The organism is Sneathiella sp. P13V-1, assembly GCF_015143595.1.
Taxonomy (GTDB): Bacteria; Pseudomonadota; Alphaproteobacteria; order Sneathiellales; family Sneathiellaceae; genus Sneathiella.
Map to the genome: position 1 here is coordinate 650,027 of NZ_WYEU01000002.1, position 25,221 is coordinate 675,247.

The 25,221-nt window shown below is 48.4% G+C and carries 25 protein-coding genes and 1 tRNA gene; 11 read left to right on the forward strand and 15 right to left on the reverse strand.

What is annotated here, in order from left to right; genetic code table 11:
- Positions 1–33: 33 nt before the first annotated feature.
- On the reverse strand, positions 34–741 hold the full coding sequence (gene sfsA / locus GUA87_RS10105; RefSeq protein WP_193716432.1) for a DNA/RNA nuclease SfsA: 708 nt from the start codon (positions 739–741) through the stop codon (positions 34–36).
- Positions 742–863: 122 nt separating this feature from the next.
- On the opposite strand from sfsA, the gene GUA87_RS10110 reads away from it, so the two are divergent.
- A complete protein-coding gene (locus tag GUA87_RS10110; RefSeq protein WP_193716433.1) occupies positions 864–1,634 on the forward strand; it encodes a competence/damage-inducible protein A in 771 nt (256 codons plus the stop codon).
- Positions 1,635–1,662: 28 nt separating this feature from the next.
- Here GUA87_RS10110 and GUA87_RS10115 read toward each other — a convergent pair whose 3' ends face one another.
- From GUA87_RS10115 to GUA87_RS10150, 8 genes are all read right to left on the reverse strand, one after another.
- Complete coding sequence (locus tag GUA87_RS10115) at positions 1,663–2,436, reverse strand: LamB/YcsF family protein (RefSeq protein ID WP_193716434.1); 774 nt, start codon at positions 2,434–2,436, stop codon at positions 1,663–1,665.
- The gene (locus GUA87_RS10120; protein ID WP_193716435.1) at positions 2,433–3,509 is read right to left on the reverse strand and encodes a biotin-dependent carboxyltransferase family protein; all 1,077 of its coding nucleotides are present in this window, start codon (positions 3,507–3,509) and stop codon (positions 2,433–2,435) included. Before GUA87_RS10120 ends, GUA87_RS10115 begins: the two co-directional genes overlap by 4 nt.
- On the reverse strand, positions 3,506–4,255 hold the full coding sequence (gene pxpB, locus GUA87_RS10125; protein WP_193716436.1) for a 5-oxoprolinase subunit PxpB: 750 nt from the start codon (positions 4,253–4,255) through the stop codon (positions 3,506–3,508). Before pxpB ends, GUA87_RS10120 begins: the two co-directional genes overlap by 4 nt.
- Before the next feature lie 56 nt (positions 4,256–4,311).
- Entirely contained in the window at positions 4,312–5,595 is a 1,284-nt protein-coding gene (locus GUA87_RS10130; RefSeq protein WP_193716437.1) for a TRAP transporter large permease, read from the reverse strand.
- The gene (locus tag GUA87_RS10135; protein WP_193716438.1) at positions 5,596–6,198 is read right to left on the reverse strand and encodes a TRAP transporter small permease subunit; all 603 of its coding nucleotides are present in this window, start codon (positions 6,196–6,198) and stop codon (positions 5,596–5,598) included.
- A 77-nt stretch (positions 6,199–6,275) separates the two neighbouring features.
- Positions 6,276–7,343 (reverse strand): TRAP transporter substrate-binding protein, encoded by a 1,068-nt coding sequence (locus tag GUA87_RS10140; RefSeq protein WP_193716439.1) that lies wholly within the window; start codon positions 7,341–7,343, stop codon positions 6,276–6,278.
- Between the two features lie 36 nt (positions 7,344–7,379).
- A complete protein-coding gene (locus GUA87_RS10145; protein WP_193716440.1) occupies positions 7,380–8,195 on the reverse strand; it encodes a putative hydro-lyase in 816 nt (271 codons plus the stop codon).
- 132 nt (positions 8,196–8,327) lie between these two features.
- Positions 8,328–9,206, reverse strand: coding sequence for a LysR family transcriptional regulator (locus tag GUA87_RS10150; RefSeq protein WP_193716441.1), 879 nt, complete (start codon positions 9,204–9,206; stop codon positions 8,328–8,330).
- A 407-nt stretch (positions 9,207–9,613) separates the two neighbouring features.
- Between GUA87_RS10150 and GUA87_RS10155 the strand changes: the two genes are divergently transcribed.
- Together GUA87_RS10155 and GUA87_RS10160 are read left to right on the forward strand one after the other, a co-directional pair.
- Positions 9,614–10,588: a hypothetical protein gene (locus tag GUA87_RS10155; protein ID WP_193716442.1), complete on the forward strand. Its 975-nt coding sequence runs from the start codon at positions 9,614–9,616 to the stop codon at positions 10,586–10,588.
- Positions 10,589–10,797: 209 nt separating this feature from the next.
- Positions 10,798–10,884: transfer RNA gene (locus tag GUA87_RS10160), tRNA-Leu, on the forward strand.
- Positions 10,885–10,900: 16 nt separating this feature from the next.
- Here GUA87_RS10160 and GUA87_RS10165 read toward each other — a convergent pair.
- From GUA87_RS10165 to GUA87_RS10185, 5 genes are all read right to left on the reverse strand, one after another.
- The gene (locus GUA87_RS10165) at positions 10,901–11,950 is read right to left on the reverse strand and encodes a hypothetical protein (RefSeq protein WP_193716443.1); all 1,050 of its coding nucleotides are present in this window, start codon (positions 11,948–11,950) and stop codon (positions 10,901–10,903) included.
- Between the two features lie 230 nt (positions 11,951–12,180).
- Complete coding sequence (locus GUA87_RS10170) at positions 12,181–12,528, reverse strand: RidA family protein (protein WP_193716444.1); 348 nt, start codon at positions 12,526–12,528, stop codon at positions 12,181–12,183.
- Positions 12,529–12,592: 64 nt separating this feature from the next.
- Positions 12,593–13,792 carry an aminotransferase gene (locus GUA87_RS10175; protein WP_193716445.1) on the reverse strand — a complete coding sequence of 400 codons (1,200 nt, stop codon included), beginning with the start codon at positions 13,790–13,792 and terminating at the stop codon, positions 12,593–12,595.
- Positions 13,793–13,889: 97 nt separating this feature from the next.
- A complete protein-coding gene (locus tag GUA87_RS10180; RefSeq protein WP_193716446.1) occupies positions 13,890–15,623 on the reverse strand; it encodes a tetratricopeptide repeat protein in 1,734 nt (577 codons plus the stop codon).
- Between the two features lie 116 nt (positions 15,624–15,739).
- The gene (locus GUA87_RS10185) at positions 15,740–16,168 is read right to left on the reverse strand and encodes a hypothetical protein (RefSeq protein ID WP_193716447.1); all 429 of its coding nucleotides are present in this window, start codon (positions 16,166–16,168) and stop codon (positions 15,740–15,742) included.
- Positions 16,169–16,305: 137 nt separating this feature from the next.
- Here GUA87_RS10185 and GUA87_RS10190 point away from each other — a divergent pair, with 137 nt between their 5' ends.
- The 8 genes from GUA87_RS10190 to phoB all read left to right on the forward strand — a co-directional run bounded on the left by GUA87_RS10190 (position 16,306) and on the right by phoB (position 24,560).
- Entirely contained in the window at positions 16,306–17,049 is a 744-nt protein-coding gene (locus tag GUA87_RS10190; protein WP_193716448.1) for an SIR2 family NAD-dependent protein deacylase, read from the forward strand.
- Between the two features lie 97 nt (positions 17,050–17,146).
- A complete protein-coding gene (locus GUA87_RS10195) occupies positions 17,147–18,502 on the forward strand; it encodes an ATP-binding protein (RefSeq protein WP_193716449.1) in 1,356 nt (451 codons plus the stop codon).
- 107 nt (positions 18,503–18,609) lie between these two features.
- Positions 18,610–19,659 (forward strand): PstS family phosphate ABC transporter substrate-binding protein, encoded by a 1,050-nt coding sequence (locus GUA87_RS10200; protein WP_193716450.1) that lies wholly within the window; start codon positions 18,610–18,612, stop codon positions 19,657–19,659.
- Positions 19,660–19,733: 74 nt separating this feature from the next.
- Positions 19,734–20,978: a phosphate ABC transporter permease subunit PstC gene (pstC, locus tag GUA87_RS10205; RefSeq protein ID WP_193716451.1), complete on the forward strand. Its 1,245-nt coding sequence runs from the start codon at positions 19,734–19,736 to the stop codon at positions 20,976–20,978.
- Positions 20,971–22,281: a phosphate ABC transporter permease PstA gene (pstA, locus tag GUA87_RS10210; RefSeq protein WP_193716452.1), complete on the forward strand. Its 1,311-nt coding sequence runs from the start codon at positions 20,971–20,973 to the stop codon at positions 22,279–22,281. Before pstC ends, pstA begins: the two co-directional genes overlap by 8 nt.
- Positions 22,282–22,299: 18 nt before the next feature.
- A complete protein-coding gene (gene pstB / locus GUA87_RS10215; RefSeq protein ID WP_193717021.1) occupies positions 22,300–23,094 on the forward strand; it encodes a phosphate ABC transporter ATP-binding protein PstB in 795 nt (264 codons plus the stop codon).
- A 23-nt stretch (positions 23,095–23,117) separates the two neighbouring features.
- Positions 23,118–23,834, forward strand: coding sequence for a phosphate signaling complex protein PhoU (phoU, locus tag GUA87_RS10220; protein ID WP_193716453.1), 717 nt, complete (start codon positions 23,118–23,120; stop codon positions 23,832–23,834).
- A gap of 24 nt (positions 23,835–23,858) precedes the next feature.
- A complete protein-coding gene (phoB, locus tag GUA87_RS10225) occupies positions 23,859–24,560 on the forward strand; it encodes a phosphate regulon transcriptional regulator PhoB (RefSeq protein ID WP_193716454.1) in 702 nt (233 codons plus the stop codon).
- Positions 24,561–24,575: 15 nt separating this feature from the next.
- On the opposite strand, the gene GUA87_RS10230 is transcribed toward phoB, so the two are convergent.
- Positions 24,576–25,211, reverse strand: a complete 636-nt coding sequence (locus GUA87_RS10230; RefSeq protein WP_193716455.1) for a phospholipid-binding protein MlaC — start codon at positions 25,209–25,211, stop codon at positions 24,576–24,578.
- Positions 25,212–25,221 lie beyond the last annotated feature (10 nt).

The window sequence follows — 25,221 nt, forward strand, 5'->3', positions numbered from 1 at the left end:
TATACTGGTTTCTATCATTAAGGGAAGTTGAAGTTAATCATTTTCTATCAATGAGATAGTATGATTTATTCCAATCCGCTCTGGTGTTATATGGCAATCATAGCAAATGATTTCCACACCTGCAGCCACAGCTTCCTTAAAGGCTTCCGAATAAGCCGGATCAATGTCAGATGCAAGCCTGAAACGATCACAATCGGTGCGCTGAACCAGATAAAACATGGTGGCCCGATGGCCTTGTTCAACCATATTTGCCAGTTCTTTCAGATGTTTCGTGCCGCGTGCTGTGACGGCATCTGGAAATTCTGCCAACCCGTCTTCACGGGAGAGGGTGACGTTTTTCACCTCAACATAGCAGTCTGCCTTGCCTTCAGACTGAAGCAGAATATCAATACGGCTGTTCTCTCCATATTTTACTTCATTACGAAGTGTATCATATCCGGCGAGTTCAGGAACTTCTCTGTTTGAAATCGCTTCTGAAACAATCTTATTGGGATGAGAAGTATTGACGCCAACAAGGGCGGGGCCTGTATCCACAAGTTCCCAAGAGAATTTCAGTTTTCTTTTCGGGTTGTCAGATTTTGAAAGCCAGACTTTGTATCCGGGTTCTTTCAGCCCCATCATGGATCCGGAATTGGCGCAATGGGCAGTCACGACCTCGCCATTTTCCAACGTGATATCGCTCAAGAACCGTTTATAACGTTTGATGAGAGTGCCTGAAATTAAAGGGGTTGGAAAATCCATGATATATGCCGTCCGGTTTTATTCTTAATTTCGTCTGCATGAAAAGGCTTTGTGTTTTTTGACATTCTCGTCAAAAATGCCTGCAAACAGAAAGACAATAGGCATTCAGCTGGAAAAATCAAATGTCAGAAACAAAAGAAAAACCGATCATCAAAACCGCAGCAATGGTTGTCATTGGGGATGAAATCCTCTCTGGTCGCACCCAGGACATCAACGTGGCGCATGTGGCAACCAAGATCGGCGAGATTGGCATTCAAATGCGAGAAGTTCGCATTATTCCAGATATTGAGCAGGAAATTGTGGATGCGGTGAATTATTGCCGTGCCAAATATGATTACGTCTTTACAAGTGGTGGCATTGGCCCAACCCACGACGATATTACAGCTGATTCCATTGCGGCGGCGTTCGGGGTTGGCATTGGTTACCATCCGGAAGCTTTTGACATTCTAACGAAACACTACGAACAAGCTGGCGTCGAGTTTAACGAAGCGCGTAAAAGAATGGCACGTGTTCCGGATGGCGGCTCTTTGATTGATAACCCGGTGAGTAAGGCACCCGGTTTCAGAATGGAAAATGTCTTCACCATGGCTGGTGTGCCCGCAGTACTGCAAGCGATGATGGAAAGCATTGTTCCAACCCTTGAAGGCGGGGCAAAGATGCTTAACCGGTCAGTACAGGTATCTCTGCCAGAAGGTCGTGTAGCTAAAAATTTGGGCGAACTGCAGGAAAAATTCCCTGAAGTTTCAATGGGTTCTTACCCATACTTCAAGGCGGGTAAAGTCGGCACCAATCTGGTGCTTCGTTCTGTTCACCCGGATTTATTGGATCAAGCCCAAGCTGAGCTTATTCAAATGCTTGAAGCAGAAGGTGCGGAATATCAGGCGGAAGAATAGAAGAGGGGCGTAAATCCGCCCCTTATTTTTAGCTGAAGATTTCAGGCAAGGTTGCCAGTCTATAACCTTCTTTTGTTAGTCGCTCTTTGACACCGTTGGCGATATTAATGGCCCCATCAGAATCTCCATGAACACAGATACTGTGGATTTCAGCTTCAATCCCTTTACCTTCAGGGGTGAGGATTTTACCGCTATCAAGAAAGGACAGGATCTGATCCGCTGCCTGATTGGCATCATGGATCATGGAGCCCGGTTGTGATCTTGGTGCGAGATTTCCATTTTCATCATAAGTGCGATCCGCAAAAATCTCACCTGCCGTAGGAAGCCCCGCGTTAATACCGCCTTTAAACAGGCAGGATCCAGCTGTTGCCAGAAGGATAAGATTGCTATCGACGGCCTTGATCGCACGTGCAATGGCATCTGACATGTCCTGATCCACTGATGCCATATTGTTAAGCGCGCCGTGCGGTTTGACATGCGTAACCACCGTGTCGTTCATCGCAGCCATGGCCATAATGGCACCGATCTGATAGGCGACCATGGCCTCCAATTCATCTGATGAAAGATGCATTTGGCGGCGGCCAAAACCCTGATGATCCGGAAAGGAAGGATGCGCGCCGATACTCACGCCGTTTTGCTTGGCGCGGGCAATGGTTTCGCGCATCACCAAAGGATCGCCAGCATGATAGCCACAAGCAATATTGGCAGAATTGACAGTTGCCAGCATGGCCTCATCATTGCCGATGCTATACATGCCGTAGCTTTCACCCAAATCTGCGTTCAAATTCACCTGTTTTGTCATAGCTCTTCCTCTAACTGTCCGGTTATGCGCCCCGGATCCATCGCGTTTACCACGCCATCAATGATATTTTCTTCATAGAGGGCTTTCACGTTTATCTTTCCAACTTCGATATAGGTATCAATCGAAGAAATGCACTTCTCAATTTGGGCATATCTGGCAAGTCGAAGCTCACTGGCCTGTTCAAGGCTGACAAATTCAAATTGCATGCTTTGATTAGGTAGGACTTGCCCAAGACGATGCATATCTGCAGCAATCACAGTGCCGATTTTGGGGTATCCACCAATTGTCTGGCAATCCATAAACAGGATAATGGGTTGTCCACTTCCAGGGACCTGAATGGTGCCGGGAACAGATCCATCAGAAATCAGATCATGTCCTTTTTCGGGAAGGGCAGCAATTGCGTCCCCTTCAAGCCTGATCCCCATGCGATCCACATCTTTTGTGACCGCAAAAGTTTGGTTGGCAAACCTACTCAGTGTCTCCTCTGAGAAATAGTCGTCTTGAGGCCCTTTGATAATGTGAATTGGGGTGTTATCAGCCGTAAGGGGTGATTTTACAATCTGGTCCTCACCATGAACAGACGCCTGATTTAAAGGAAGTTGATCTCCTTCGTTAAGGACGCTGCCATTTAGTCCACCAAGGCTTGCGCGGGCATAGGTTGATTGACTTCCCAATACGGTTGGCAGGTTAAATCCGCCTTCAACAGAGAGATAACCTGTTGCAACGCCTTTCAAAGGATGAAGATGCAGTTCATCTCCATCATGCAAGGTCACGCTCCGCCATGCGACAATCTCAATTGGATCCTCGTCAGATTTACGGATTAATGTCGCGGTTGTGTCAGCGGCAAGGCCAAGGCGAAGGGGACCGCCAATGGCTTTTACTTTGGGTCCCATAAAGCGAAATTCGATGGCCGCCGTAAAAGGCTCATTGCCCACAAGCGCATTACCGATTTGCAGAGATACCGGGTCCACAGCACCGCTTCTTGGAACGCCGGAACTTGCCATTCCGTATCGACCTTTATCCTGTATGGAGGACAGAAGGCCCGGGTGGAGAATTTCCAGATGAGCCGTCATTTCTGCACCTCAGTTGTTGAGGCCAGATCTTCTAGGGATAACTCACCACTTTTATAGGCGGCATCAAGTTCTTTGAAAACCTCCTCGCTCACTGGCTTAAAACGGATCAGGTCGCCCGGGGCCATTAAGGCCGGGCGGCTTCTGTTCTGATCGAAAAGAGGCACTGGGCAGCGTCCGATTAGATGCCAGCCACCTGGGCTCTCCCACGGATAAATAGCCGTTTGTGCATTGGCAATGGCAACGGATCCCGGCGGAACTTTCACGCGTGGGGATTGGCGACGCGGAAAACGAATGCGTTCGTCAATTTCCCCAAGGAAAGGAAAACCTGGCAAAAAACCGATCAGCAATACGTCATAATCCTGTCCAGTGTGTATATCGACCACTTCGGAAGTGGACAGACCACTCCGTTCTGCGATTTCTTGCAAATCCGGTGCGTATTCCCCTTCATAACAGGCGGGCAGGGTCCATAAGGTTCCTGCGCTCTCGGTTGTGTTACTTTCAGCGCCTACCAAGGATTTAACAACAGCAAGGTTTGCGCGGAAATCTGCCAGATCCGGGTCCATCACCAGGGTGAGGGAGCGCACAGCGGAGATGATATCCAGAACACCACCAATAGCACCGTCTTCAATTTTCTGATCGATCGCGACGCGCAAGGCCCGAATATGACGGGCGCCGACCACACCGCTGAGATCTGGAAATTCAACCGTGAAGGCGGAATCCCCGAGCATCAGAAATCGCGAGTTCATTTTCTTATCCGTTGTTTTTCAGCACACTGACAGGGGGTGATCCCACCCCACTGTTTTTAGTAGAAAAGTTGCGGTAACCACAAGGCCAATTCTGGGAAGGCAATCAAAAGCGCGATCATGGCAAACATGGTTGCCACGAACGGCAATGCACCAATCATTAGGTCTTTAAGCTGTCCCGATGACCGAATGGATTGCACCACAAACAGGTTGATCCCAATGGGTGGTGTGATCAGCGCGGTTTCAAGAAGCACCATCAACAGGATACCAAACCAGACCGGATCATAGCCCATGCTGACAACGATCGGGGTGACGATGGTTGCCGTGGTGATCAACATGGAGAAAGTTTCCATAAAGCAGCCTAGAATAATATAGAAGGCCACAATCAATAGAAGCGTTCCAAGCGGTCCTAGACCCAGTCCAACAATAAAATCAGTAAGTTGCGTAGTCAGCCCAATGGCGGAAAGTACAAAGTTCAGGAATACAGCCGCCACGATAATTAGCATGATAATGCCGGTGGTGCGCATAGTGCCTTTGAAGACTTCCTTCAACATTGAAATGCTGAGACTGCGGTGGAAGGCTGCCAGAATAAGGGCTGCCACCACACCTAATGAGGCGGCTTCGGTTGGTGTCGCCCAGCCAGCGTAAATCGATCCCACTACAACAAGGAAGATCAAAATCGGGGGTCCTAAATGGACAAGACTTTTGATCTTTTCAGACCAGGTGTAAGTGATTTTCTCACCGCCCCATTGCGGTTTGTAGAGACAGGCAATGATCACTGTCGCCATAAACAGGCCCGCCAGAAGAAGACCCGGTACAAAACCCGCCAGATATAGCTCTGATACGGATGTATTGGTGAGCAATCCAAAGACGATCAGGTTAATGGAAGGCGGGATCAGAATCCCGAGCGTTCCACCAGCCGCAATGGTGCCGAGGAACATAGGCTCATTATATTTGCGTTTATGCATTTCAGGCTCTGCCACAGTGCCGATGGTGGCGGCCGTTGCAACGCTGGAACCAGATGTGGCAGCGAATAAGGCGCAGGCGCCAATGTTGGAATGCATCAAGCCGCCAGGAAGCCAGGAAAGCCATTTCGCCATGGCGTCATACATTCGGGTTGCAATGCCGGAACGCAGCAGAATTTCACCGAGCATGACAAACATCGGGATGGCAACGAGCAGAAATTCAATGGAGTTTTGCCAGAAAATATCTCCGATCGCGCGGTGCACGGGCATCATCGTAAAGAAGTGACCCAAGATCAGGCCAAGCCAACCGAGTGCAGCCGCAACAGGAATACTGAGCGCGATCAGGACAAGAAGAATTAGAATAGCAGCGGGAAGCATTTAATCACCCTTCACATCAGAATTTGTGTGGGAGCGAAGCTTGTCTGCTTCTTCTCCGAGTTCAGTGGCAATTTCCTCATCCAAGGACGGGATGCCCATAAGTTGATCCACTTGATTCTGCTTGCCTTTCAGCATGTAGAAAACCGCAGTAATCAGCAGCAAAAACGAGGTGAGCGCCGCGAAACAAAGCCCCACATACCAAAGCGTCTGCGGATAGACGAGAGGGGTCTGAAGCGGGGTGATGGACCGGCTGTCATAGAGGAAGGCGTCTGAGACAATGTTGTAGGAGAAGTAACAAACAACACCGAAGAAGCCGAACATGGCCGCCATGCTCAGGATATCCAGCACGCGTTGAACGGGCGCTGGCAAGACGTTATACAGCAAATCAATTCGGATATTTGCCCGTGTGACCAAGGCGTATGAGTATGCGCAAGCCGTTGCCACTGCAAAAACATAGCCTGAGATTTCATCTGCACCCGCGATGGAATAGTTAAATACCTTCCGGGTGATAATGTCATAGGTCACCAGACACGCCGCGGCCATTAAGGACCAGCCGCCAACCTGTACAAGTGCGTTAATGACACGATTAAGTGGGCCAAACATTGATCTGCCTTTTCTAAATCGATTGGAGGAAGCAGGATCGGTGAGTGGCTCTCAACCGATCCCGCTTCAAGGGTTCCTTATTTGGAAACCGCTTTCATGTTCAGTACTTTACCAACTGTGTCATTCCAGTTGTCAGCACAATCTTTACCGCAACGCTCTGCCCAGCGGGACAGAACAACGTCATTTGCGATTTTGTCGCGGGCTTTCAGGTCGTCAGCGCTTGGCTCAACCAGTGTCATGCCGCCAAGTGGCGCATCTGCACCAAGAGGGCAAGATTTACCTGTAAGACATTGAATTGCAACATCATCTTCTTTTGCAGTTGCTTCCCACATGCTGTCGGTCAGCTTATCAAGACGGGCTTTCATGTCTTTCTGCTGATCCGCAGACATGGAGTTCCACTTGTCCATATTCATGGCACCGAAAGCAAGGCCCCAACCCACACGCATTGTGTAGACATAGTTTGCAGCTTGATACCATTTCGCTGTGTAAGCGGACATGGTGCCGGTGATCGCGCAATCTACAACGCCTTTTTCAAGGGCCGGAATAACTTCACCGAAGGATACAGTGACGGATGTGCCGCCAACACCTTCAACGAAATCACCAAGAGTTGTCGCGTAAACGCGGATTTTCTTACCTTTCAGGTCCTGAATGCCTTTGATTTCGTTTTTGCAGTAAAGGATCTGGGATGGGAAAGGATATAGCTGCAGCAGTTTTGCGTTATAGTATTTGGCAAACGCTTTTTCCAAAGTCGGGAAGTAAGCTTCAGCAACTTTCCGCTCTGTTCCGATATCCTGTGTCACGGAAGACAGATCACCACCTTCAAACACCGCGTTTTCAGCAGCCACATATCCCGGCAGACCATAGGCATAGTCAAACACGCCGGATTTCAGCATACGCATCACTTCAAAGCCCTTAAGGCCGAATTCAGAGTAAGACCCGATTGTAGAGATAACGCCACCTTTGGTTTCCTTTGCAATGCCGCGCCAGAAAGGGGCCTCACGGTCGTTATAGTTAGTCATGCTGTTCCATGTACCAATAACGCTCATTTTAACTGGTTTGTCTGCGGCATTGGCAGATGCCACACCCAGTGCAATCGTTGCTACCGCACCCGCGGCAAGGCCGATCGCCTTTACTTTGTTCAACATTGTAGATACCTCCGTGTATGAAAATTTGAACATTTCTTAAAATTCACTAATGGCCCCACGTCCGACATTCGCGCTCGGTATGTCCGTGATCAGCATGTGACCCGGTGCGTGGGTAATACAGATACTGGGTTTGGCGTTGGTGATGGCCACTTGCGGGGTCACGCCGCACGCCCAGAAAACAGGAATTTCGCCGTCTTTGATGGTCGTTGGGTCACCAAAGTCGGGTTTGGAGACGTTCTGAATACCGATCTCGGCCGGGTCCCCCATATGCAGGGGCGTGCCGTGGGCTTCAGGAAAGCGACTGGTAATCTCGATCGCCCGGATCGCATCTTTCACGGGCAGGGATCTCATGGATACCACATATTGACCAGAGAAGGGACCCGCAGGTTCCGCCTCGATATTGGTGCGGTACATGGGAACGGTGGTGCCTTCTTTAATGTGGCGGATTTCCATGCCGTCATTCATCAAGGCTTCTTCGAAAGAGAAAGAACAGCCCAGAACGAAGCTCACAAAATCTTCCTGCCAGATATCAGTCACATCCGTGACAATTTCCTGGAACTCGCCATTTCGGAAGATTTTATATTTTGGCACATCCGTGCGGATATCCACATCATGGCCCAAGGTCTGAACCACCGGGTTCCCCGTATCGGACACACCAACAAGCGGGCAAGGTTTGGGGTTCCGCTGACAAAAGCGGAGGAAGTCGGTGGCATATTCCGCCGGAAGAACCGCAAGGTTGCCCTGAATAAAGCCACCCGCAAGACCTGCCGTATCGCCGTCATAATCCCCAGCTCGGATTGCCTGCCTTACGGCAACCGGGGTTTCATCCTTTAGATCATCCCAACTCTTCATCTGTCCGTCCCGCTCATCTCCGTGCTTTTGATGCACTTTTTATGGAAGATCGAACGATGACAGTTTTATTCGATAAAGGCGAACTGAATAAATTTTGCAGATGTGATAAGTTTTTTTTATCAAGGGAGCCCGTTAAAACTCCCACGCGGTTGTGATCGCAAGTTCTGCCATTTTTTCCACGATTGGGTTGAACGGCTCCCGTGAATAAGACGCTGTGAACTCTAGATTGGAAGGCTGCCAGTTACTTTCAATGACTTTCAGCCGCCCCTTGGCAATTTCTTCCTCCACCATGGTGGTTGGCAACATGGCAATGCCAAGGCCATCCAGCGTCATGCGCATAATCGCCGCCAATGACGTTGAGGGAAACAACCTCAAATTTTCGATATCAATCCCACGGGCGAAGGCCTGCACCTCTGCAAAGGGACGGGTGTTGCGGGCATAGGTCATGATGGGATGGGCGAACATTTCCTCGATGGAGACAATATCAGAAATGTCAAAATCGGAGGAGCAAACCCACTTCAATTCAAAGGATTTAAGTTCCTCATTATGGATGCTGTATTCTGAAATAGGCCCCATCAAAAACGCCAGATCCAAGGACCTTGCCACTAGTTCGTTGCGCATATTGGCGGTCACATCCACACTCACCTCAATATTCACATTGGGGAACTGTTTATGGGCCTTGTTCAGGAAATCTGACAGCCATGTATGGACAATGGTTTCCGATGCGCCAAGGCGAAGGATGCCGGATAACGCATTGCTTTCACATGCTTTTTCCTTAAACCGCTCTGCCTGAAGAATAAGTTTCTGGGCTTGGGGGAGAAGCTCCACCCCTTTGGCGGTCAGCTCAAACGACCCGGCATGGCGGCGAAACAGCTCAACCCCCAGCGTCTCTTCCAAGGCGACAATGCGCGATGAAATGGCAGGCTGACTGGTGTTCAGTTTTTTAGCGGCTTTACGAAAGCTGCCAAGGGTGCTGACCCAGACAAAGGTTTCCAGTTGCTTTAGGTTCATAAGAGATGACTCTAACGGCGATAAAGAGCCAAGTATAGCCACATTGAACGCCTTCGATCTAGATGTAGGTCGTATCAGAACAACTTTATCTGAAGCTAGGTGAACTGAACTACAGATTGACCGGTTAAGTTTTCATCTCTTTATAAATCAGGAATTTAAAACGCAGAAAATTGACCAGTTTTTGTGGTTATAGGGAAAATGCAACCGTAGATACTACAACCATAGAGATAAGAGAAAGTTAGAGATCTTTGAAATGTGATGAATAGAAAACATATATATAAATTAGATATTAAAAATATAAAATAATTAAATATCAATAAGTTGACAGAAATAGAGTTAAACTTTATTGCATTTAAAAAAGATTGAAACAAAACAAATAAATCAATTCTGAGTGGGAAAACAACCAAATGGCAAAACAGATTGCAGCGCTATTTTGTGCAACAGCGATGTTGATGGGAACATCCGCAATGGCGGATGAAAATAATCATGATTTCACCTTTTCCCTGAACGGAGATTTGAAGGAATCCTGGGTTCCAACCACAGCATATACGGTTGATAGGAATGCGAATACAGAAGCTAAAACTGATGACAATATAACTCTTTATGGATTTAGTGCGGATGCCGCCTATCGTTTGTCAGAAGATAACTTTCTAAGTGGGTCTTTTCTTGGAAACCGTCCGTCAATCGGGATTTCAATCTTACATCTTACCGGGGAATCTAAAGCCAAAGATTTCTATGCAGTTTCAGGGGTTAATTCAGTCTTGGGTATCGACGGCGCCACTCCAAACACGTTTTGGGCAGCGGGCACCTGGACAAGTGAAAATGATGTGAAACTGTCTGATGTTTCTTTAACACTCTCTGGTACTGAAAACGCCAAGACTTGGTCTTTTATTCCTGAATTTGGGTTGTCATTTCGCCGGCATGATCTGGAATATAAGGCGAGCAGAAAAGGAGCTGTGACAGGTAACTACTTTGAAGTTGTTAATGGTGGCCTGGATACAAATATGTATGGTGGTACTCTTGGATTGAATGTACTTAGCCCTGTATCAGACGGCTGGCGGTTTGGAGTGCGTGCAGGGGTCACAGCAATGGTGACCTCGACAGATATGAGCCTTACTCAGGATGCAAATAGTGCTCTTCCAACGATCCCTGACGTTTCAGTGAAGGATAATGATAATTCTGGTTTTTACGAGGGCTCGCTTAGTCTTTCTGTTGAAAAAACGTTTGGCGCAGTCAGTATCTCATCTGAGGTCTATGGCAATGCCAATTACGGATTGCCTTATATTGACGGCACGTCCCAAGCAGGTGTTGCTACGAAAATTGCAAATGACAAAACTGCCTATGATCTAGGTGGTAGGTTGTCTTTGAACATCAAATTCTAAGTTTTAAAAGTGGACGCGGCTTTACTTGAGCTTTCACAAGAGCAGGTTATTCGCGTCTTCTTAACTTGTGGAGTTTTGTCAGGACCGCGTGATGAAACCAGAATGTAAGCGCCCGTCCTGACGAGTTTGCAGTATCGCCGAAATAAAAATCGCAAAGACGCATTTTCCCACTTGTCTGGGTGTGTAACTCTGAGTAGGTTAGCGCTGTTGCCCGCATGGTGAAATTGGTAAACACAGTAGACTTAAAATCTGCCGCGCGTATGCGCTTCCCGGTTCAAGTCCGGGTGCGGGCACCATCCTTCCAAAGAAAAACTATTCCACCGGAACCGCGTAGATCGTGATCCAGAGAAGGATCAGGGCGAGGGTGGTGAAGCCGGTGATGCGCAAGCTATTTCCGTTTTTATTGTCTGATCGTCTTGCCGCGATAATGGCGACGAGGCATTGGGTGAAATAGTAGAACGCGAAGGCGCGAGAGGCGTAGGCGACGATTTCGAAGATGTTGATCTGCCAGATCAGGATGATCGCGCCGATGGTGATGATGGCGTATCCGGCGCGGGCTGGGGCCATGCCCTGACTTTCCTCCCGCACGATGCCGCCACCGCTTAACGTATCGGCAACGGCGGCGCTGAACTGGCTGAAGGTGGCGGCGATAATCATCATTATAGGCAGGATGAAGGACACATGCTCCAACATGCCGATAATGGCGGTTTCTTCCGGCGGGACGTCCTGCACAAGCCCGAGGAGTGGCATAAACAGAAGCACAAACCCGATATAGATAGCCCCTGCCAGGATTTGGGCATATTTCATGCTGCGGATGCGGGTGGGGCCGTCATATTCATCCCCCAGATACCGGGATGTTTCAAACCCTTGCACCATCAACAACATGCCGCCTAACAGACGCAGGCTGTCCAGATCAAATTCCGTTTCCGCAACGGCGGGCAGGCTGCTGCCATTTTCAAGGGAGAACCACATCAAACCGGCGCAGGCCGCCCCGATAATGGCGAGTTTGATGCTGACGGAGTATTCTTCCAGCAATTCCAGCGTTTTAAGGCCTCGAAGCAGGCCGGCAACACAAATAAGAACCAGCACCAAGCTGGTGAGGATATTGGCGTTCGTCTCTGTGTTCATATCGACGCTGCGCAAGATAAAGGCGGACATGACACGAAGATAGAAGGCCACGGAAATCAGATATGCCGCAAATACCGCTAAGTTAGAGGCAAACTCCATGCTCTTTAAAAGATGCGGTGGGGCCTTGGTGTTGAGGAGCGGTTCCGCATGGGCGATGTTAAAGCGGATCACCCAGCCGATCAGATAAGAGAGGGCGATGATCCCCGCCATGGCGATGGGGGTCCATGTCCCCATACTTTCCCCAAGGATAGGGGCGGCAATGAGAAAGCCACTTCCGATGATGGAGGCAAGCGGTGTGACGGTCGCCCGCCAGAGATTATTTTCACGGATCGGTCGCCAGAAAAGAACGCCGAGAAGGACCAGCGCAACAAAGAGAAGAAAATAATCTATTATTTCCAGTGGCTTGCTCCCTTTGTTTTAAGTGATACAGGATCGCACTTTGCACGATCCTGTATGTCAGGAGATTACTCTGCTGCTGTGATCATGATCTCAACAGTGAAGCCCGGTGCTGCCAGTTTGGCTTCACCACAGGCGCGTGCTGGTGGGTTTTCTGGGTCCACCCATGCATCCCAAACTGCGTTCATTTCCGCAAAGTCGGCCATATCCGCCAGCCAGATTGTCGCCATCAACAGCTTGGATTTGTCGGAGCCGCAACGCTCCAGAAGGCTGTCGATCTGGGACAGGATCTGTTTTGTCTGATCAGTAACGCTCTCGCCCGGTGTTCCCACCTGACCTGCCAGATGGATTGTGCCATTGTAGACAACGGCCTGGCTCATACGGGGGCCTTTATCCAGACGGGTAATTTCTGTCATAATTATCACCTTTGAAATTAGATTGGATCCAAACGATTAGCATCAAGTGGACGTGCCCTCAATCCTAAATCTTTATATATTTCAATCGCTCAGGGATTTGCCTGATAGACGTCGCATCTTCGTTGGCGAATGCAAAGCGCAGATATCTTTCCTGTCCGGGGCCGAAAAACTCCCCCGGAATGGTAAGCAGCCCGCACTCTTTCGCGAGCTTTTCCGCAACCTCGATAGAAGACTTATCTGCAAAAGGGTGGCGGATGTAGCTAAAATACGCCCCGATGGCGATGATTTCCCACTCCGTTGCCTGTTGCATGGCTTCAACCATGGCCTCCGCGCGATTTGAAATCTCCTGCCTGTTGCCTTCGCGCCAGTCTTTCAAGTCATTCATCAGACGGGCAATGGCAATTTGTGGCGGGCGCGGGGCGCAGATCTGAATATTGTCCATGACCTTACCCATTTGCATCACAACATGGTCACCTGCGACCACAGCCCCAAGGCGGAGGCCCGGAATGCAGAAGGATTTGGAAAAGCTGTAAAGCTGGATCAAAGTTTCCTGCCAGCCGTAGCGGTTAAACAGGGTGTGAGGGCAACTCTGTTCACCTTTCAGAAAATCGCGATATGTCTCATCCAGAATAAGCCAGATGCCTTTTTCCTGACACAGGTCAAAGATTTGTGTCAGAAGATCGGGTGAATAGACCGCACCTGTTGGATTGTTGGGGGAGACGAGCGCAATGGCCTTTGTGTTATTTTCAATCGCGGCCGCAAGTGTCGCGATGTCCGGCACCATGCCATTATCGGCGCTTAAGTCAAAGCTGCCAACTTCAATTCCCAGCATCTCCATGGAGGTTTCATGGTTGAAATAGAAAGGGTTGGACAGAAGAATCTGATCACCTGCCTTGGCAACCGTCATAATCGCGGTAACAAAAGCCTGATTGCATCCGGATGTGATAAGTGTCTGATCGGCGGTAACTTCAGTCCCATAACGTGCACTGACATTTTGGGCGTACACATCCCGAAGTTCATCTTCCCCTTCAATAGGGCCATATCCATAAACAGATAGGTCTTCTGCAATTTTTGCCAGTTCTTCCCTCAAACTTGGGTGAGGGGGATAGTTAGGCACCGCCTGAGACAAATCAATAATAGGGCCCGCTTCGCCTGAATAGGCATCCAGCCACGCCTTTACCAAGGGAATAGGCGGTACACTTAAGGTTTCGATATTTTTATTGAGGGCAGGGGCAGTCAAGGCGTGGGTACTTTTCTTTTCCATTGAAAGAGGGAAGGCCCTTTATAATGGAAGTAGGAAGGCCACTGCAAAAGATTTTCCGCCTGAGATGTTGTGGAACCTCTCAGGCGGGATTGTCTGCTTAATATCCGATAGATGCTGTGGAACGTGACAGTTCTTTAGACAGATCTGTTTTGGCAATCATTTTGCCGTAATCGCGCGGTGGCACACTGCTTTGCTGATCTTCGGATTTGATCGCAGCTGCAACCGTTGTGTAACCCCCGTTTAGCGGGACACGGGACAGGTAACAATCCTGACCGTTTGCTTGCAGGGTTTCACACAGTTCAATTGGTTCCTGACGACTTGTAAAGCTGCCGATGCGAACGCGGTAATAGACACCTTTTTCAGGTCCAAGATCCGTAACCGCATAGACTGGTGAATACTCTCCAATCAGGTCTTTCTGACTTTGGCTGATTTCTTCCCAGCCGCGCATTGCCCGTTCTTTTGATCGGAAGGAAGCCAATTGCAGGAAGTAGAGGTTATCACCAGATGGTTTCTTGAAGGAAACTGTTGGGCTTTTGAAAACGGCTTTTTCAAGTTTGATATTTTCTGCAACCGTCTCCCGTGCGTCAACACGCGCGGTAATTTCCTGTTTCACGACCTCTGGCTTCTTCGCCACTGGTTCGATGATTTTACGAACAGGTTCCGCTTTTTGGGCGACTTTAGGTTCCGCCATTTTCTGAACTTCCACACTTACAGATGGGGCCGCTGCAACTGCAGTTGGCTCAGTTGAAGGGGCTACGCTTGCCCGTGCAAGGTCAATTTCGCGGCGTTTGCGGTCAACAAATGAAGAGGCGGCTGTATCTTCTTTTGCGACAACAACGGGTTCAGTACTTAAATCCTGCTCGGCATCATTCGTCCCGATATAGCTTTCCTGCTCCAACGGTTTGGACGCAACCGAGCGTGATTTAGGGGCTTCTTTTTTGGCGCGGGCAACTGCTGTTGCTGCATTATTTTGGGAAGGTGTGCCGTTTAAGGCTTCAAAATACATGGCGTTGTTGCGCGCCGCGGATTCGCTCAAATCCATGCGGGAATATTTCATGGCTTCTTTGGCTTTACCTGCCATGCCATATACCAATGCCAGATTTTGACGATGTTGAGCTGTTGCTTTTGGATGTGCTGTCACCACTTTCAGCAAAGCAATTGCCTGATCCGTCCGGCCTGTCAGCGCCAAGGAAAGGGCCAGGTTATTCTGATAGGTCAGGTTGTTTGGGGCCTGCTGAATGGCGAGGCGGTAATATCCGTGAGCTTTGTCATGCTCACCGGCCGTATCAAGGGCCAGCGCAAGACCACCAAGTGATTTCGCATTTTCCGGATCAATTTCTACTGCCGCTTCAAAGGCTTTTGCTGCCATATAGGGTTTGTCCTGGGTCAGCAGAATGTAACCAATGCCGGTATGTGGTTCTGCAATTTCCGGAAAACGTGCGGAAATGCGTTTATATAGATCCAGTGCGCCGTCTACCTTCTTGCTTTTGCGGAGGAGGTCAGCCATCGCAAGCGCGGGTTCCGGGTTGTTGGGGTCTTTCTGGCCTGCCATGGCGTAAAGCTGCATGGCTGTTCCTGTATTCCCTTTTTTGTAGGCATGAGCCGCAATGCGCATTAGACGCTTGGTGCCAAGATCCTCGCCACTGTAATCATTATCGTCCGCTTCGACTTCAACAGATGCAGTTGATGACAGTTCCGTCGTTTCAGTGTCCTGCATGTCATTATGCGAAACGTCCGCTGTCGTCGTGCTTCCGCAGCCCGCCAACACCAACGCAGTCCCCATCATCAGAACTGATTTGTTTGCTTTAAGAATATCTTCGAATGTCGCCACGATCCCGACTCCTTAAGATACTTGGATCCCATTGTGGAGCACCGTAGCGCAATCATCCTTAAAAACCGTTAATTATAACGGGCCGATTTTGGATAAATTTTCATAAAAACAGGGCTTTACTCGGATAACCTGCGTTTTTGAGGAGGATACCCGGCATATGAGGGTGTGAAACTCTGCTGCACCGGATCCGATACCGAATAGTGGTGTGGTGTTGGAGTTGCATTTGGTGGTACGAAATTCTGTGGCAATGTCGCGTGATTATAGCTTTGCCCTTGCGCGACTGTCGGCATGGCTGGTGGCGGTGCAACGGGTGCCGTGTTCGTATTTGGATCGATATATTTATCAAAAATCCCAGAAGAGAATTGCTGAGGTATAGCTTGAAACAAGGATACGGTGTTTTGCATTCCCAAACGGTTTACAAAGTTGGCGATGGTGATGGTCAAAAGGCCTGTTCTAACGCTTGCTTCATCAACACCCTTTTGTTTGCAGCGGGCCAAGGCATCGGAAAGTTCTTTGGCGACTATCTGATTTGCATTTGGGTTCATGTTTCCGTCTCCATATCCTTGTATGAACAAATTTGATGTCGGCATATGGACGTCTGCAAAGAAGAAATGTGAATTTTGGGCAGGCTGCTTTTTCTTATCCAAGAATTCACGTATAGTTCCTTAAAAAAGGAAGAGCTATGAGTGACATAGAAAAACTGGCCCACTTTATAGATGCGAGCCAAAATATCGTCTTCTTTACAGGGGCAGGGATCAGTACTGAATCCGGTATCCCTGACTTTAGAAGCCCCGGCGGCCTTTGGGAAAAGAACCGACCCATAGATTTCTCAGAATTTATCGCCTCGGAAGACGCGCGTCGGGAAGCCTGGCGACGTAAGTTCAATATGGAACGCGTTATGAAAGGGGCGGAGCCGAATATCGGTCACAAGGTCATTGGAGAGCTTTATAGCGCCGGAAAAGTAAACGCGGTAGTTACGCAGAACATTGATGGGCTTCATCAGCTGGGCGGTGTGGCAGATGAAGATGTGATCGAAATTCACGGAAATGGTACTTACGCCAAATGCCTTGAATGTCACAAAAAGATGAGCCTTGATGCGGTCAAGAAGATCTTTGCGGTAAATGAAACCCTTCCAACCTGTTCACAATGTGGGGGGATTGTTAAAACGGCGACCATATCTTTTGGGCAGGCCATGCCCGAAGAAGAGATGCGGCGCGCAGAGATGGAAGCCATAGAAAGTGATCTATTTATTGTTGCAGGCTCATCATTGGTCGTTTTCCCGGCGGCGAATATTCCGGTCATTGCCGCCCAACATGGTGCAAAGCTGGTCATTATCAATCGCGAAGAGACACCGCTCGATCCATATGCGGAACTAACCATAAATTCAGAGATTGGGGAAACATTAAGCGGCGTCACAAAAATGTAATAACCCGCCGTCATATTAGCCAACCATTAAATTTACTGTCATGGTTTGGTCATAAATTGAGGATTTGCTCCTTTAGCAGTCAGAAAGCTAACCCAAAATGTTGAAATTTGTTGGTTTACTCGCAACCCCAGTTTTTTTGGTGTTGATGTGGTTTTTGTTTAAGGGAGAACTCCCCTTTGAATATGCCGCAGTGATCCTTTTTACCATTTTGGTTACGGCTTTCCTGATTTTTAGTCGTATTAACCGGGAAATGGTTGGACTGGCACGCAGATTGGAGCAGGCGACCGAAACCCCTTTAAGGCAGCGCGGTATTTCTTCGATGGGGCGCTCAGGTATTCTGCCATATGATGAATTGCTTCTGAGTATGCAGCAATATAAGCGTGTCTTGCAGAGCCTGCTAAAAGATGCCAAGTCACATCAACAAGACGCGATGCTTCTTTTTGATATGCTACCAAACCCAGTTCTTGTGTTGGACTCTCGCCGTCAAATCAGTCGGTCCAATGTTGCAGCGAAAGAGTTTTTCGATACAGATCATATGCAAGGGGACCTAACCACCTATCTTCGGCATCCAAATCTTTTGAAAGCTGTGGAAGCGGCCTTTAAAGGTCACACAGAAAATGAACGTGTGGAATTTGAGCTGGCGGGAAGTGTTTCGCGGCATATTGCGGCTTATGTTGTGAACCTCGAAGGGGAAGGCGGGGAGGATCTTAGGGTTATTCTAACCGTTCATGATCTTACCAGGGCCAAGAAAACAGAGCAGATGCGCGTTGATTTTGTGGCAAATGCCAGCCATGAACTTAGAACACCACTTGCCATTCTTATTGGGGCCATTGAAACACTGCAAGGTCCGGCGTCTAAAGATGAAGAGGCCCGTCAGCGGTTTCTTGGGATGATGCATGTCCAAGGCAACCGGATGTCACAGCTCATTGATGATCTGCTGTCATTGTCGCAAATTGAGATGAGCGAGCATGAACGCCCGTCTGAACCTGTGAACATCAACGATCTTCTACAAAGCGTAGCACATATGCTGTCTGTGAAGGCAAATGAGCTTGGTAAGGGGCTTCAGCTTAATCTGCAGGATGATGTTCTATTTGCAATTGGCGAAAAGAAGCAGCTTTATCAGGTCTTTATCAATCTGGTCGACAACGCCCTGAAATATAGCCGTGAAGATACGACGGTAACGATTAACCTTTTTGAGGAAGAAGGAGAGATCAATATCGCTGTAGAAGATCAGGGCGAGGGTATTTCAGCTGATCACCTTCCAAGGCTTACTGAACGCTTCTATAGAGTGGATAGTGATCGTAGCCGTGAAATGGGGGGCACAGGTCTTGGCCTTGCCATTGTAAAACACATCGTGAGTCGCCACAGAGGACACCTTGATATCGACTCAGTACTGGGTGAGGGATCCACTTTTACAGTTCGCCTTCCAAAAACCACCTCTACAAATGGCTGAATTTGTAGAGATTTCGCGTTGTAACATTACTGTCATATAACTGTAGTAATCCGGTCACCGAGCAGCGTCATTGTCCCGGCCATCGACAGGAGACGCTGTCGTTCAAGATGAACGGAGAATTAGACGTGTTGAAAAAAACTCTCGGAATGGCTGTCGTTGCGACAGCAGTATTTGCAGGTCAGGCAGAAGCTCGCGATCAGATTCGCATCGTAGGTTCTTCTACTGTATTCCCATTTGCAACAACTGTTGCTGAAACTTTCGGTAACAAAGGTACTTTTAAAGCGCCTGTTGTTGAAAGCACAGGTTCAGGCGGTGGTTTGAAATTGTTCTGCGCCGGTATCGGAACTGAGCACCCAGACATCACAAACGCTTCACGCCGGATCAAAAAATCCGAAGTTGAAAAATGTGCGAAAGCTGGCATCACTGAAATCACTGAAGTTAAAGTTGGTTTCGACGGTATCGTGCTTGCTAACTCAAAAGCTACTGCACCAGTTCAGTTGACCAAGAAGCAGATCTTCATGGCACTTGCTAAACAGGTTCCGGTAGACGGCAAACTGGTCGATAATCCATACAAAACATGGAAAGACGTTGACGCCTCTCTGCCAGCTACAAAAATTGAAGTACTGGGCCCACCTCCAACCTCCGGTACACGTGACGCATTTGTTGAACTTGCTATGGAAGGCGGCGCGAAGAAATTCCCAAGCCTGAAAGCACTTCGCAAATCTGACAAAAAAGCATTTAAAGCAATCGCTCATTCCGTACGTGAAGATGGCGCATACATCGAAGCAGGTGAAAATGACAACCTGATCGTTCAGAAGTTGGTTGCTAACAAAGATGCTATCGGCATCTTCGGTTTCAGCTTCCTTGACCAGAACGCTGACAAAATCCAGGGTGGCATCATCGGTGGTGTTGAGCCAACTTTCGAAAAAATCTCAGCTGGTGAATACGGAATTTCCCGTTCCTTGTACTTCTATGTGAAAAACGCTCACGTTGGAACAGTTCCAGGCATCAAAGAATTCGTTGCTGAGTTTACAAGTGAAGATGCATTCGGTGAGTTTGGTTACCTGACAGAAAAAGGTTTGATCCCACTGTCTGAAGCTGAGCGTGCAAAAGTTCGCGCTGACGCGACAAGCCTGACAAACCTGAAAATGATGTAATCATTGATCGTTAAGTGGCCGGGGATGACTCGGCCACTTTTTCATGTTTCTCCAGCCAATGTAGGCATAAATTTATGAGTATTTCCCCACTCATCATCGTACTGCTCGCCTTGTGTGCCGCCGGGTACTGGTTCGGCAGTAAAAAAGCTCTCGCCATCAATACAAATAGAACCAGCAGAGTTTTTTCCAGCAGACCTCACCAGTACGGTATGTATGTTGTTGCCTGGGGTGCTGTGCCTTCAGTTGTGTTACTTGTTCTCTGGTTTGTGTTATCCATAACACCAGTCGGCGCCTCCGCAACATTTACAGAACTTGTAGAGCGGATCCTGTTCCCGGTCGTCATCCTTCTTGCCGCAGTTGGCGGTGTGTTTTTTTCCTTTAAGAAAATTGACGCTGATTTGCGTGTCAGAAAAACATTGGAAGGTGTTGTCTACGGCGTTTTGATCCTGGCATCTACACTTTCTATATTCACGACTATTGGAATTGTATTCTCGCTGCTGTTTGAAACCCTGCAGTTCTTTGAAAAAGTTCCTCTATCAGAATTTTTCTTAGGTCTGGAATGGAGTCCCCAAACTGCCCTTCGTGCAGATCAGGTGGGATCTTCCGGAGCCTTTGGTGCTATTCCGCTTTTCGCAGGCACTATGCTGATTACGCTGATCGCCATGATCGTGGCTGTGCCTCTTGGGCTGATGAGTGCTATTTATATGACAGAATATGCCAGCAGTAGATTTCGCGCGACTGTGAAACCAATCCTTGAGATCCTGGCAGGGATCCCAACCGTTGTTTACGGTTTCTTCGCTGCTTTGACCGTTGGCGTCTTCTTCCGCGACGTCGGTACGTCATTGGGCCTTAGTGTTGTATCCGAAAGCGCGCTTGCTGCTGGTGTTGTGATGGGAATGATGATCATTCCATTTATTTCATCCTTGAGTGACGACATCATCATGGCAGTCCCTCAAAGCCTTCGCGATGGCTCTTACGGACTGGGTGCGACCCGTTCAGAAACTGTTGTCAAAGTTATTATACCTGCTGCGCTGCCAGGTATTGTCGGTGCGATCTTGTTGGCGGTTAGTCGCGCAATTGGTGAAACAATGATCGTGGTGATGGCCGCTGGATTTGCCGCCAACCTGACGGCAAACCCGCTAGAGGCGGTAACAACCGTAACAGTGCAGATTGTCGGCCTGTTGGTTGGTGACCAGGAATTTGATAGCGCCAAGACGCTTGCTGCCTTTGCACTTGCACTGGTTCTCTTCGCTATCACCCTTGTACTTAACGTGATTGCCCTTGTGGTTGTCCGGAAATACAGAGAAAAATATGACTGATATTTCTTCTTCAAATAAAGCTGTAAAAGATTGGGCATCTGCGGAGACAGTATCCAATCTGAAGAAGCGTCATCGTTCAGAAAAACGTTTCCGTATTCTGGGCATTGGAGCAATCTTTACAGCTTTGACCCTGCTGGCCATTCTGATTGTCAGTATTGTTGGTAAGGGCGCGACAGCCTTCTTGCAGACAACCGTAACACTTGACGTCACCTTTAAAGAGCAGGTCATTGATCCTAAGGGAACACGTGACGAAGCCACAATGAGAGCTGCGTCTTATGGTGGGCTTGTACGTGATGCGCTTCGCGCGGAATTTCCCGATGTAAAAGGACGCCGTGACCTCAGAGTTCTTTTTGGCTTTGTAAGTAAAGGCGCGCCGCTGCAACTTCGTGACATGGTTCTGGAAAATCCTGACCTGATCGGCCAAACAATACCAGTGACTCTGGTCGCCAGTGATGACATCGATATGTTCAATAAAGGATATATCCCTCGAGATGTTCCTGAAGGGGATCGCCGGGTTAAGGACAAGGAAATTACCTGGTATGACCAATTGGCTGAGAAGGGCCATGTTGAAACACGTTTCAATGTAGACTTCTTTACCAGTGGTGATAGCCGCGAGCCTGAGATTGCTGGTATTTGGGGTGCAATTGTTGGATCAATGTACACCTTGTTTGTCACTTTCATTATCTCATTCCCAATTGGGGTAATGTCTGCCATTTATCTTGAAGAGTTTGCACCTAAGAACAAGCTGACAGACTTGATTGAGGTGAACATCAATAACCTGGCTGCTGTGCCGTCTATCGTATTTGGTCTCTTAGGTTTGGCGCTCTTCCTGAACGTGGCACATTTACCAAGGTCGGCCCCATTGGTGGGTGGTTTAACCCTTGCACTGATGACGTTGCCAACGATCATTATTGCGGCGCGTGCGTCAATTCGTTCCATTCCAGACAGTATTCGTGACGCGGCTTTAGGACTTGGTGCCTCCAGACAACAGATGGTTTTCCATCACGTCTTGCCGCTTTCGATGCCGGGTATCATGACAGGCACAATTATTGGCCTCTCGCAGGCTCTTGGTGAAACTGCTCCGCTATTGATGATTGGTATGGTCGCGTTTATCGTGGATATACCAGGTGCCGTTACAGATCCTGCAACCGTGCTGCCCGTCCAGATTTTCCTTTGGGCCGATAGTCCGGAACGTGCTTTTGTTGAGAAAACCTCTGGTGCCATCATTGTGTTGCTTGGTTTCCTCGTCTTTATGAACGCGCTTGCAGTTGTGCTTCGCAAGAAATTTGAACGTCGCTGGTAAAGGATATTTGTTATGCAAATGCTGGCAGAAGTGGATACACCCGTGAACAACGAAGAAAAAGCTATTATCACCGCACGCGACGTAAGCGTTTATTACGGCGATAAGCAGGCGTTGAATAAAGTTTCTCTGGATATTCCAGAGAATAAGATTATTTCCCTGATCGGCCCCTCCGGTTGTGGTAAGTCAACATTCCTGCGTTGCTTGAACCGCATGAACGACACTGTGGAAGGGTGTCGTGTTGAAGGTGAAATCCTTATGGATGGTCACAATATCTATGACCCGAAAGTAGACGAAGTGTTGTTGCGCGCGCGGGTTGGTATGGTGTTCCAAAAGCCAAATCCTTTCCCGAAATCAATTTATGACAACGTGGCATATGGCCCTCGAATTCACGGTTTAGCCCAGAATAAAGACGAACTTGACGATATCGTTTTGACCAGTCTTGAAAAAGCAGGCCTGCTGAAAGAAGTACGTGATCGTCTGACATCAACGGGTACTGGATTGTCCGGTGGTCAGCAGCAGCGCCTCTGTATTGCGCGAGCGCTTGCCGTTCAGCCTGATATCATTCTGATGGACGAGCCTTGTTCTGCCCTTGATCCGATTGCAACGGCCAAAGTTGAAGAGTTGATCGAGGAGCTTCGTGAGAATTACACGATTATCATTGTGACGCACTCCATGCAGCAGGCGGCGCGTATCTCCCAGAAAACTGCGTTTTTCCACTTGGGAGAAATTGTAGAAGTCGGAGATACAGAACAGCTCTTTACAAGTCCGAAAGATGAGCGGACACAGGGCTATATTACAGGCCGTTTCGGTTAATTGTCGGATAAGGGATAAGAAAGATGAATGATACAAAACACATCGTGCAATCCTTCGACGAAGATTTGCAGAAAATGCGCAATTCCATCATTGAGATGGGGGGATTGGCCGAGTCCCAATTGGAGGCAGCCATTCGGGCATTGACCGACAGAGATTCTGATCTGGCACAGAGAACAATCGAAGCCGATGTTGAAATCGATGAACTTGAGAAAGAGATCGATAATATGGCTGTGCGCATTCTGGCGCTTAGAAATCCGGTTGCGGACGATCTCCGTCGCGTGATTTCAGCGTTGAAAATTGCGTCCTTGCTGGAGCGTGTTGCTGACTATTCTGCTAATCTTGCCAAACGGGTGATCGCGCTTAACCTTGCACCGACTGCACGCCCGGTTGCCGCTATCCCACGGATGGGTGAATTGGTTCGCCATATGATCCACGACACACTGTCGGCATATGCGCAAGGTGATGTAGATCTTGCTTTTGATGTTTGGCGTCGGGACAAGGAAGTTGATCAGCTTTATAACAGCATGTTCCGTGAACTGCTGACCTATATGATGGAAGATCCGCGTAGTATCACAAGCTGCACGCATTTGATCTTCATGGCAAAAAATATCGAGCGTATAGGTGATCATATGACCAATATCGCGGAAATCATCATCTATCAGATTACTGGTGAAACACCGAAGGAAAGCCGTCCAAAAGGTGACAAAACCAGTATCACGATGATTGAAAAAGAAGATTAAGTAGACACAACGGATTGTAATGTTATGAAAATTCTGATTGTCGAAGACGAACCGTCTATGGTTGAGCTGCTTCGTTATAATCTTGAAAGCGAAGGCTTTGAGGTTTGCTCTGCATTGGATGGTGAAGAAGCCTGGCTTTGCATTGAAGAGCAAAAACCAGATATGGTCCTGCTGGACTGGATGCTGCCAAAGCTGTCTGGTATAGAAATCTGTCGCCGCCTTCGCCGGGATCAGGAGTTTAGAAACCTACCGGTCATCATGATCACGGCACGCGGCGAAGAAAGTGATCGCGTTCGTGGTCTTGATGTGGGCGCGGATGACTATGTCTCAAAACCATTTTCACCGGCTGAATTAATGGCCCGCATTCGTGCGGTGCTTCGTCGTCATAATCCAAATATGTCAAATGATAACATCACTGTTGCTGATGTGGTGATGGACCTCGTGGCATATAAGGTGAGCCGTGATGGCCGCGAATTACATCTTGGTCCAACAGAGTTTAAACTCCTTCGCTTCTTTATGGAGCGGGCAGGGCGTGTCCTGACGCGTGAGCAGCTTCTTGATGGTGTCTGGGGACAGAATGTCTATGTGGAAGACCGCACAGTAGATGTTCATATCCGACGTCTTCGCAAAGCCTTGAACGAAGACAATGACGTAGATCTTATAAGAACCGTTCGCGCTGTAGGCTATTGCTTTGAAAAAGGGGATAGCAATAAAAAAGCCTCCTGATCAGGAGGCTTTTTCTTAGCTTTTCTCTTCAATATGACTTTTGAGCTTCTCGATAAGTCCGCTGACCTTGCCGCCATTTGAACTGATCACCGCTGAGAATTCTTCCCGGTGGGTGAGCGCCATACTCACATTTTCAACAATAATGTCGACAATTTTAAGCTCGCCGCTTTTCTTGCGGCGAACACGCCAGTCGAGTTTGATAGGAGGGCCACTTGGACGCACAATCTGTGAGTTCACAAGTTCCTCTTTCTTGTTGAGTTCCTGAGATTTAATAATCTTGAGATTTTCACCTGAATATTCGCCAATCCGCTTTTGATAGGTGTTGACGATATATTTCTGGAAAAGAGCCAGATACTCTTCCTGCTCTTCTTTGCTGGCGTTACGCCAGTGTTTTCCAAGAACGAAACGTCCAATGAGACGCATGTCGAAGTCGCGCTCCAACAGACGCGTAAATCCTTCGCGTTTCTTGGTTTCGTCTAAATCAGCATTTGCCAGAAGCTTTACAGCTTCCTGCCCCAATTCATTGACAAGAGAAGTCGCAGACTTGGTTTCTTCTTTCGCATACGCGTGAGCGGGGCTTAGTACCCCGTCAACAGCAGGTGATGCTAGAATAAAAGTGGCAGATAGTGCCAGAGTTGCAAAACGCAGCATCTTCATCCTC

Excerpts from the sequence above, each read along its gene's own strand:
- sfsA (WP_193716432.1), bottom strand. The coding sequence starts at position 741 with ATGGATTTTCCAACCCCTTTAATTTCAGGCACTCTCATCAAACGTTAT.
- GUA87_RS10110 (WP_193716433.1), top strand. The coding sequence starts at position 864 with ATGTCAGAAACAAAAGAAAAACCGATCATCAAAACCGCAGCAATGGTT.
- GUA87_RS10115 (WP_193716434.1), bottom strand. The coding sequence starts at position 2,436 with ATGACAAAACAGGTGAATTTGAACGCAGATTTGGGTGAAAGCTACGGC.
- GUA87_RS10120 (WP_193716435.1), bottom strand. The coding sequence starts at position 3,509 with ATGACGGCTCATCTGGAAATTCTCCACCCGGGCCTTCTGTCCTCCATA.
- pxpB (WP_193716436.1), bottom strand. The coding sequence starts at position 4,255 with ATGAACTCGCGATTTCTGATGCTCGGGGATTCCGCCTTCACGGTTGAA.
- GUA87_RS10130 (WP_193716437.1), bottom strand. The coding sequence starts at position 5,595 with ATGCTTCCCGCTGCTATTCTAATTCTTCTTGTCCTGATCGCGCTCAGT.
- GUA87_RS10135 (WP_193716438.1), bottom strand. The coding sequence starts at position 6,198 with ATGTTTGGCCCACTTAATCGTGTCATTAACGCACTTGTACAGGTTGGC.
- GUA87_RS10140 (WP_193716439.1), bottom strand. The coding sequence starts at position 7,343 with ATGTTGAACAAAGTAAAGGCGATCGGCCTTGCCGCGGGTGCGGTAGCA.
- GUA87_RS10145 (WP_193716440.1), bottom strand. The coding sequence starts at position 8,195 with ATGAAGAGTTGGGATGATCTAAAGGATGAAACCCCGGTTGCCGTAAGG.
- GUA87_RS10150 (WP_193716441.1), bottom strand. The coding sequence starts at position 9,206 with ATGAACCTAAAGCAACTGGAAACCTTTGTCTGGGTCAGCACCCTTGGC.
- GUA87_RS10155 (WP_193716442.1), top strand. The coding sequence starts at position 9,614 with ATGGCAAAACAGATTGCAGCGCTATTTTGTGCAACAGCGATGTTGATG.
- GUA87_RS10165 (WP_193716443.1), bottom strand. The coding sequence starts at position 11,950 with ATGGGGACATGGACCCCCATCGCCATGGCGGGGATCATCGCCCTCTCT.
- GUA87_RS10170 (WP_193716444.1), bottom strand. The coding sequence starts at position 12,528 with ATGACAGAAATTACCCGTCTGGATAAAGGCCCCCGTATGAGCCAGGCC.
- GUA87_RS10175 (WP_193716445.1), bottom strand. The coding sequence starts at position 13,792 with ATGGAAAAGAAAAGTACCCACGCCTTGACTGCCCCTGCCCTCAATAAA.
- GUA87_RS10185 (WP_193716447.1), bottom strand. The coding sequence starts at position 16,168 with ATGAACCCAAATGCAAATCAGATAGTCGCCAAAGAACTTTCCGATGCC.
- GUA87_RS10190 (WP_193716448.1), top strand. The coding sequence starts at position 16,306 with ATGAGTGACATAGAAAAACTGGCCCACTTTATAGATGCGAGCCAAAAT.
- GUA87_RS10195 (WP_193716449.1), top strand. The coding sequence starts at position 17,147 with ATGTTGAAATTTGTTGGTTTACTCGCAACCCCAGTTTTTTTGGTGTTG.
- GUA87_RS10200 (WP_193716450.1), top strand. The coding sequence starts at position 18,610 with ATGAACGGAGAATTAGACGTGTTGAAAAAAACTCTCGGAATGGCTGTC.
- pstC (WP_193716451.1), top strand. The coding sequence starts at position 19,734 with ATGAGTATTTCCCCACTCATCATCGTACTGCTCGCCTTGTGTGCCGCC.
- pstA (WP_193716452.1), top strand. The coding sequence starts at position 20,971 with ATGACTGATATTTCTTCTTCAAATAAAGCTGTAAAAGATTGGGCATCT.
- pstB (WP_193717021.1), top strand. The coding sequence starts at position 22,300 with ATGCTGGCAGAAGTGGATACACCCGTGAACAACGAAGAAAAAGCTATT.
- phoU (WP_193716453.1), top strand. The coding sequence starts at position 23,118 with ATGAATGATACAAAACACATCGTGCAATCCTTCGACGAAGATTTGCAG.
- phoB (WP_193716454.1), top strand. The coding sequence starts at position 23,859 with ATGAAAATTCTGATTGTCGAAGACGAACCGTCTATGGTTGAGCTGCTT.
- GUA87_RS10230 (WP_193716455.1), bottom strand. The coding sequence starts at position 25,211 with ATGCTGCGTTTTGCAACTCTGGCACTATCTGCCACTTTTATTCTAGCA.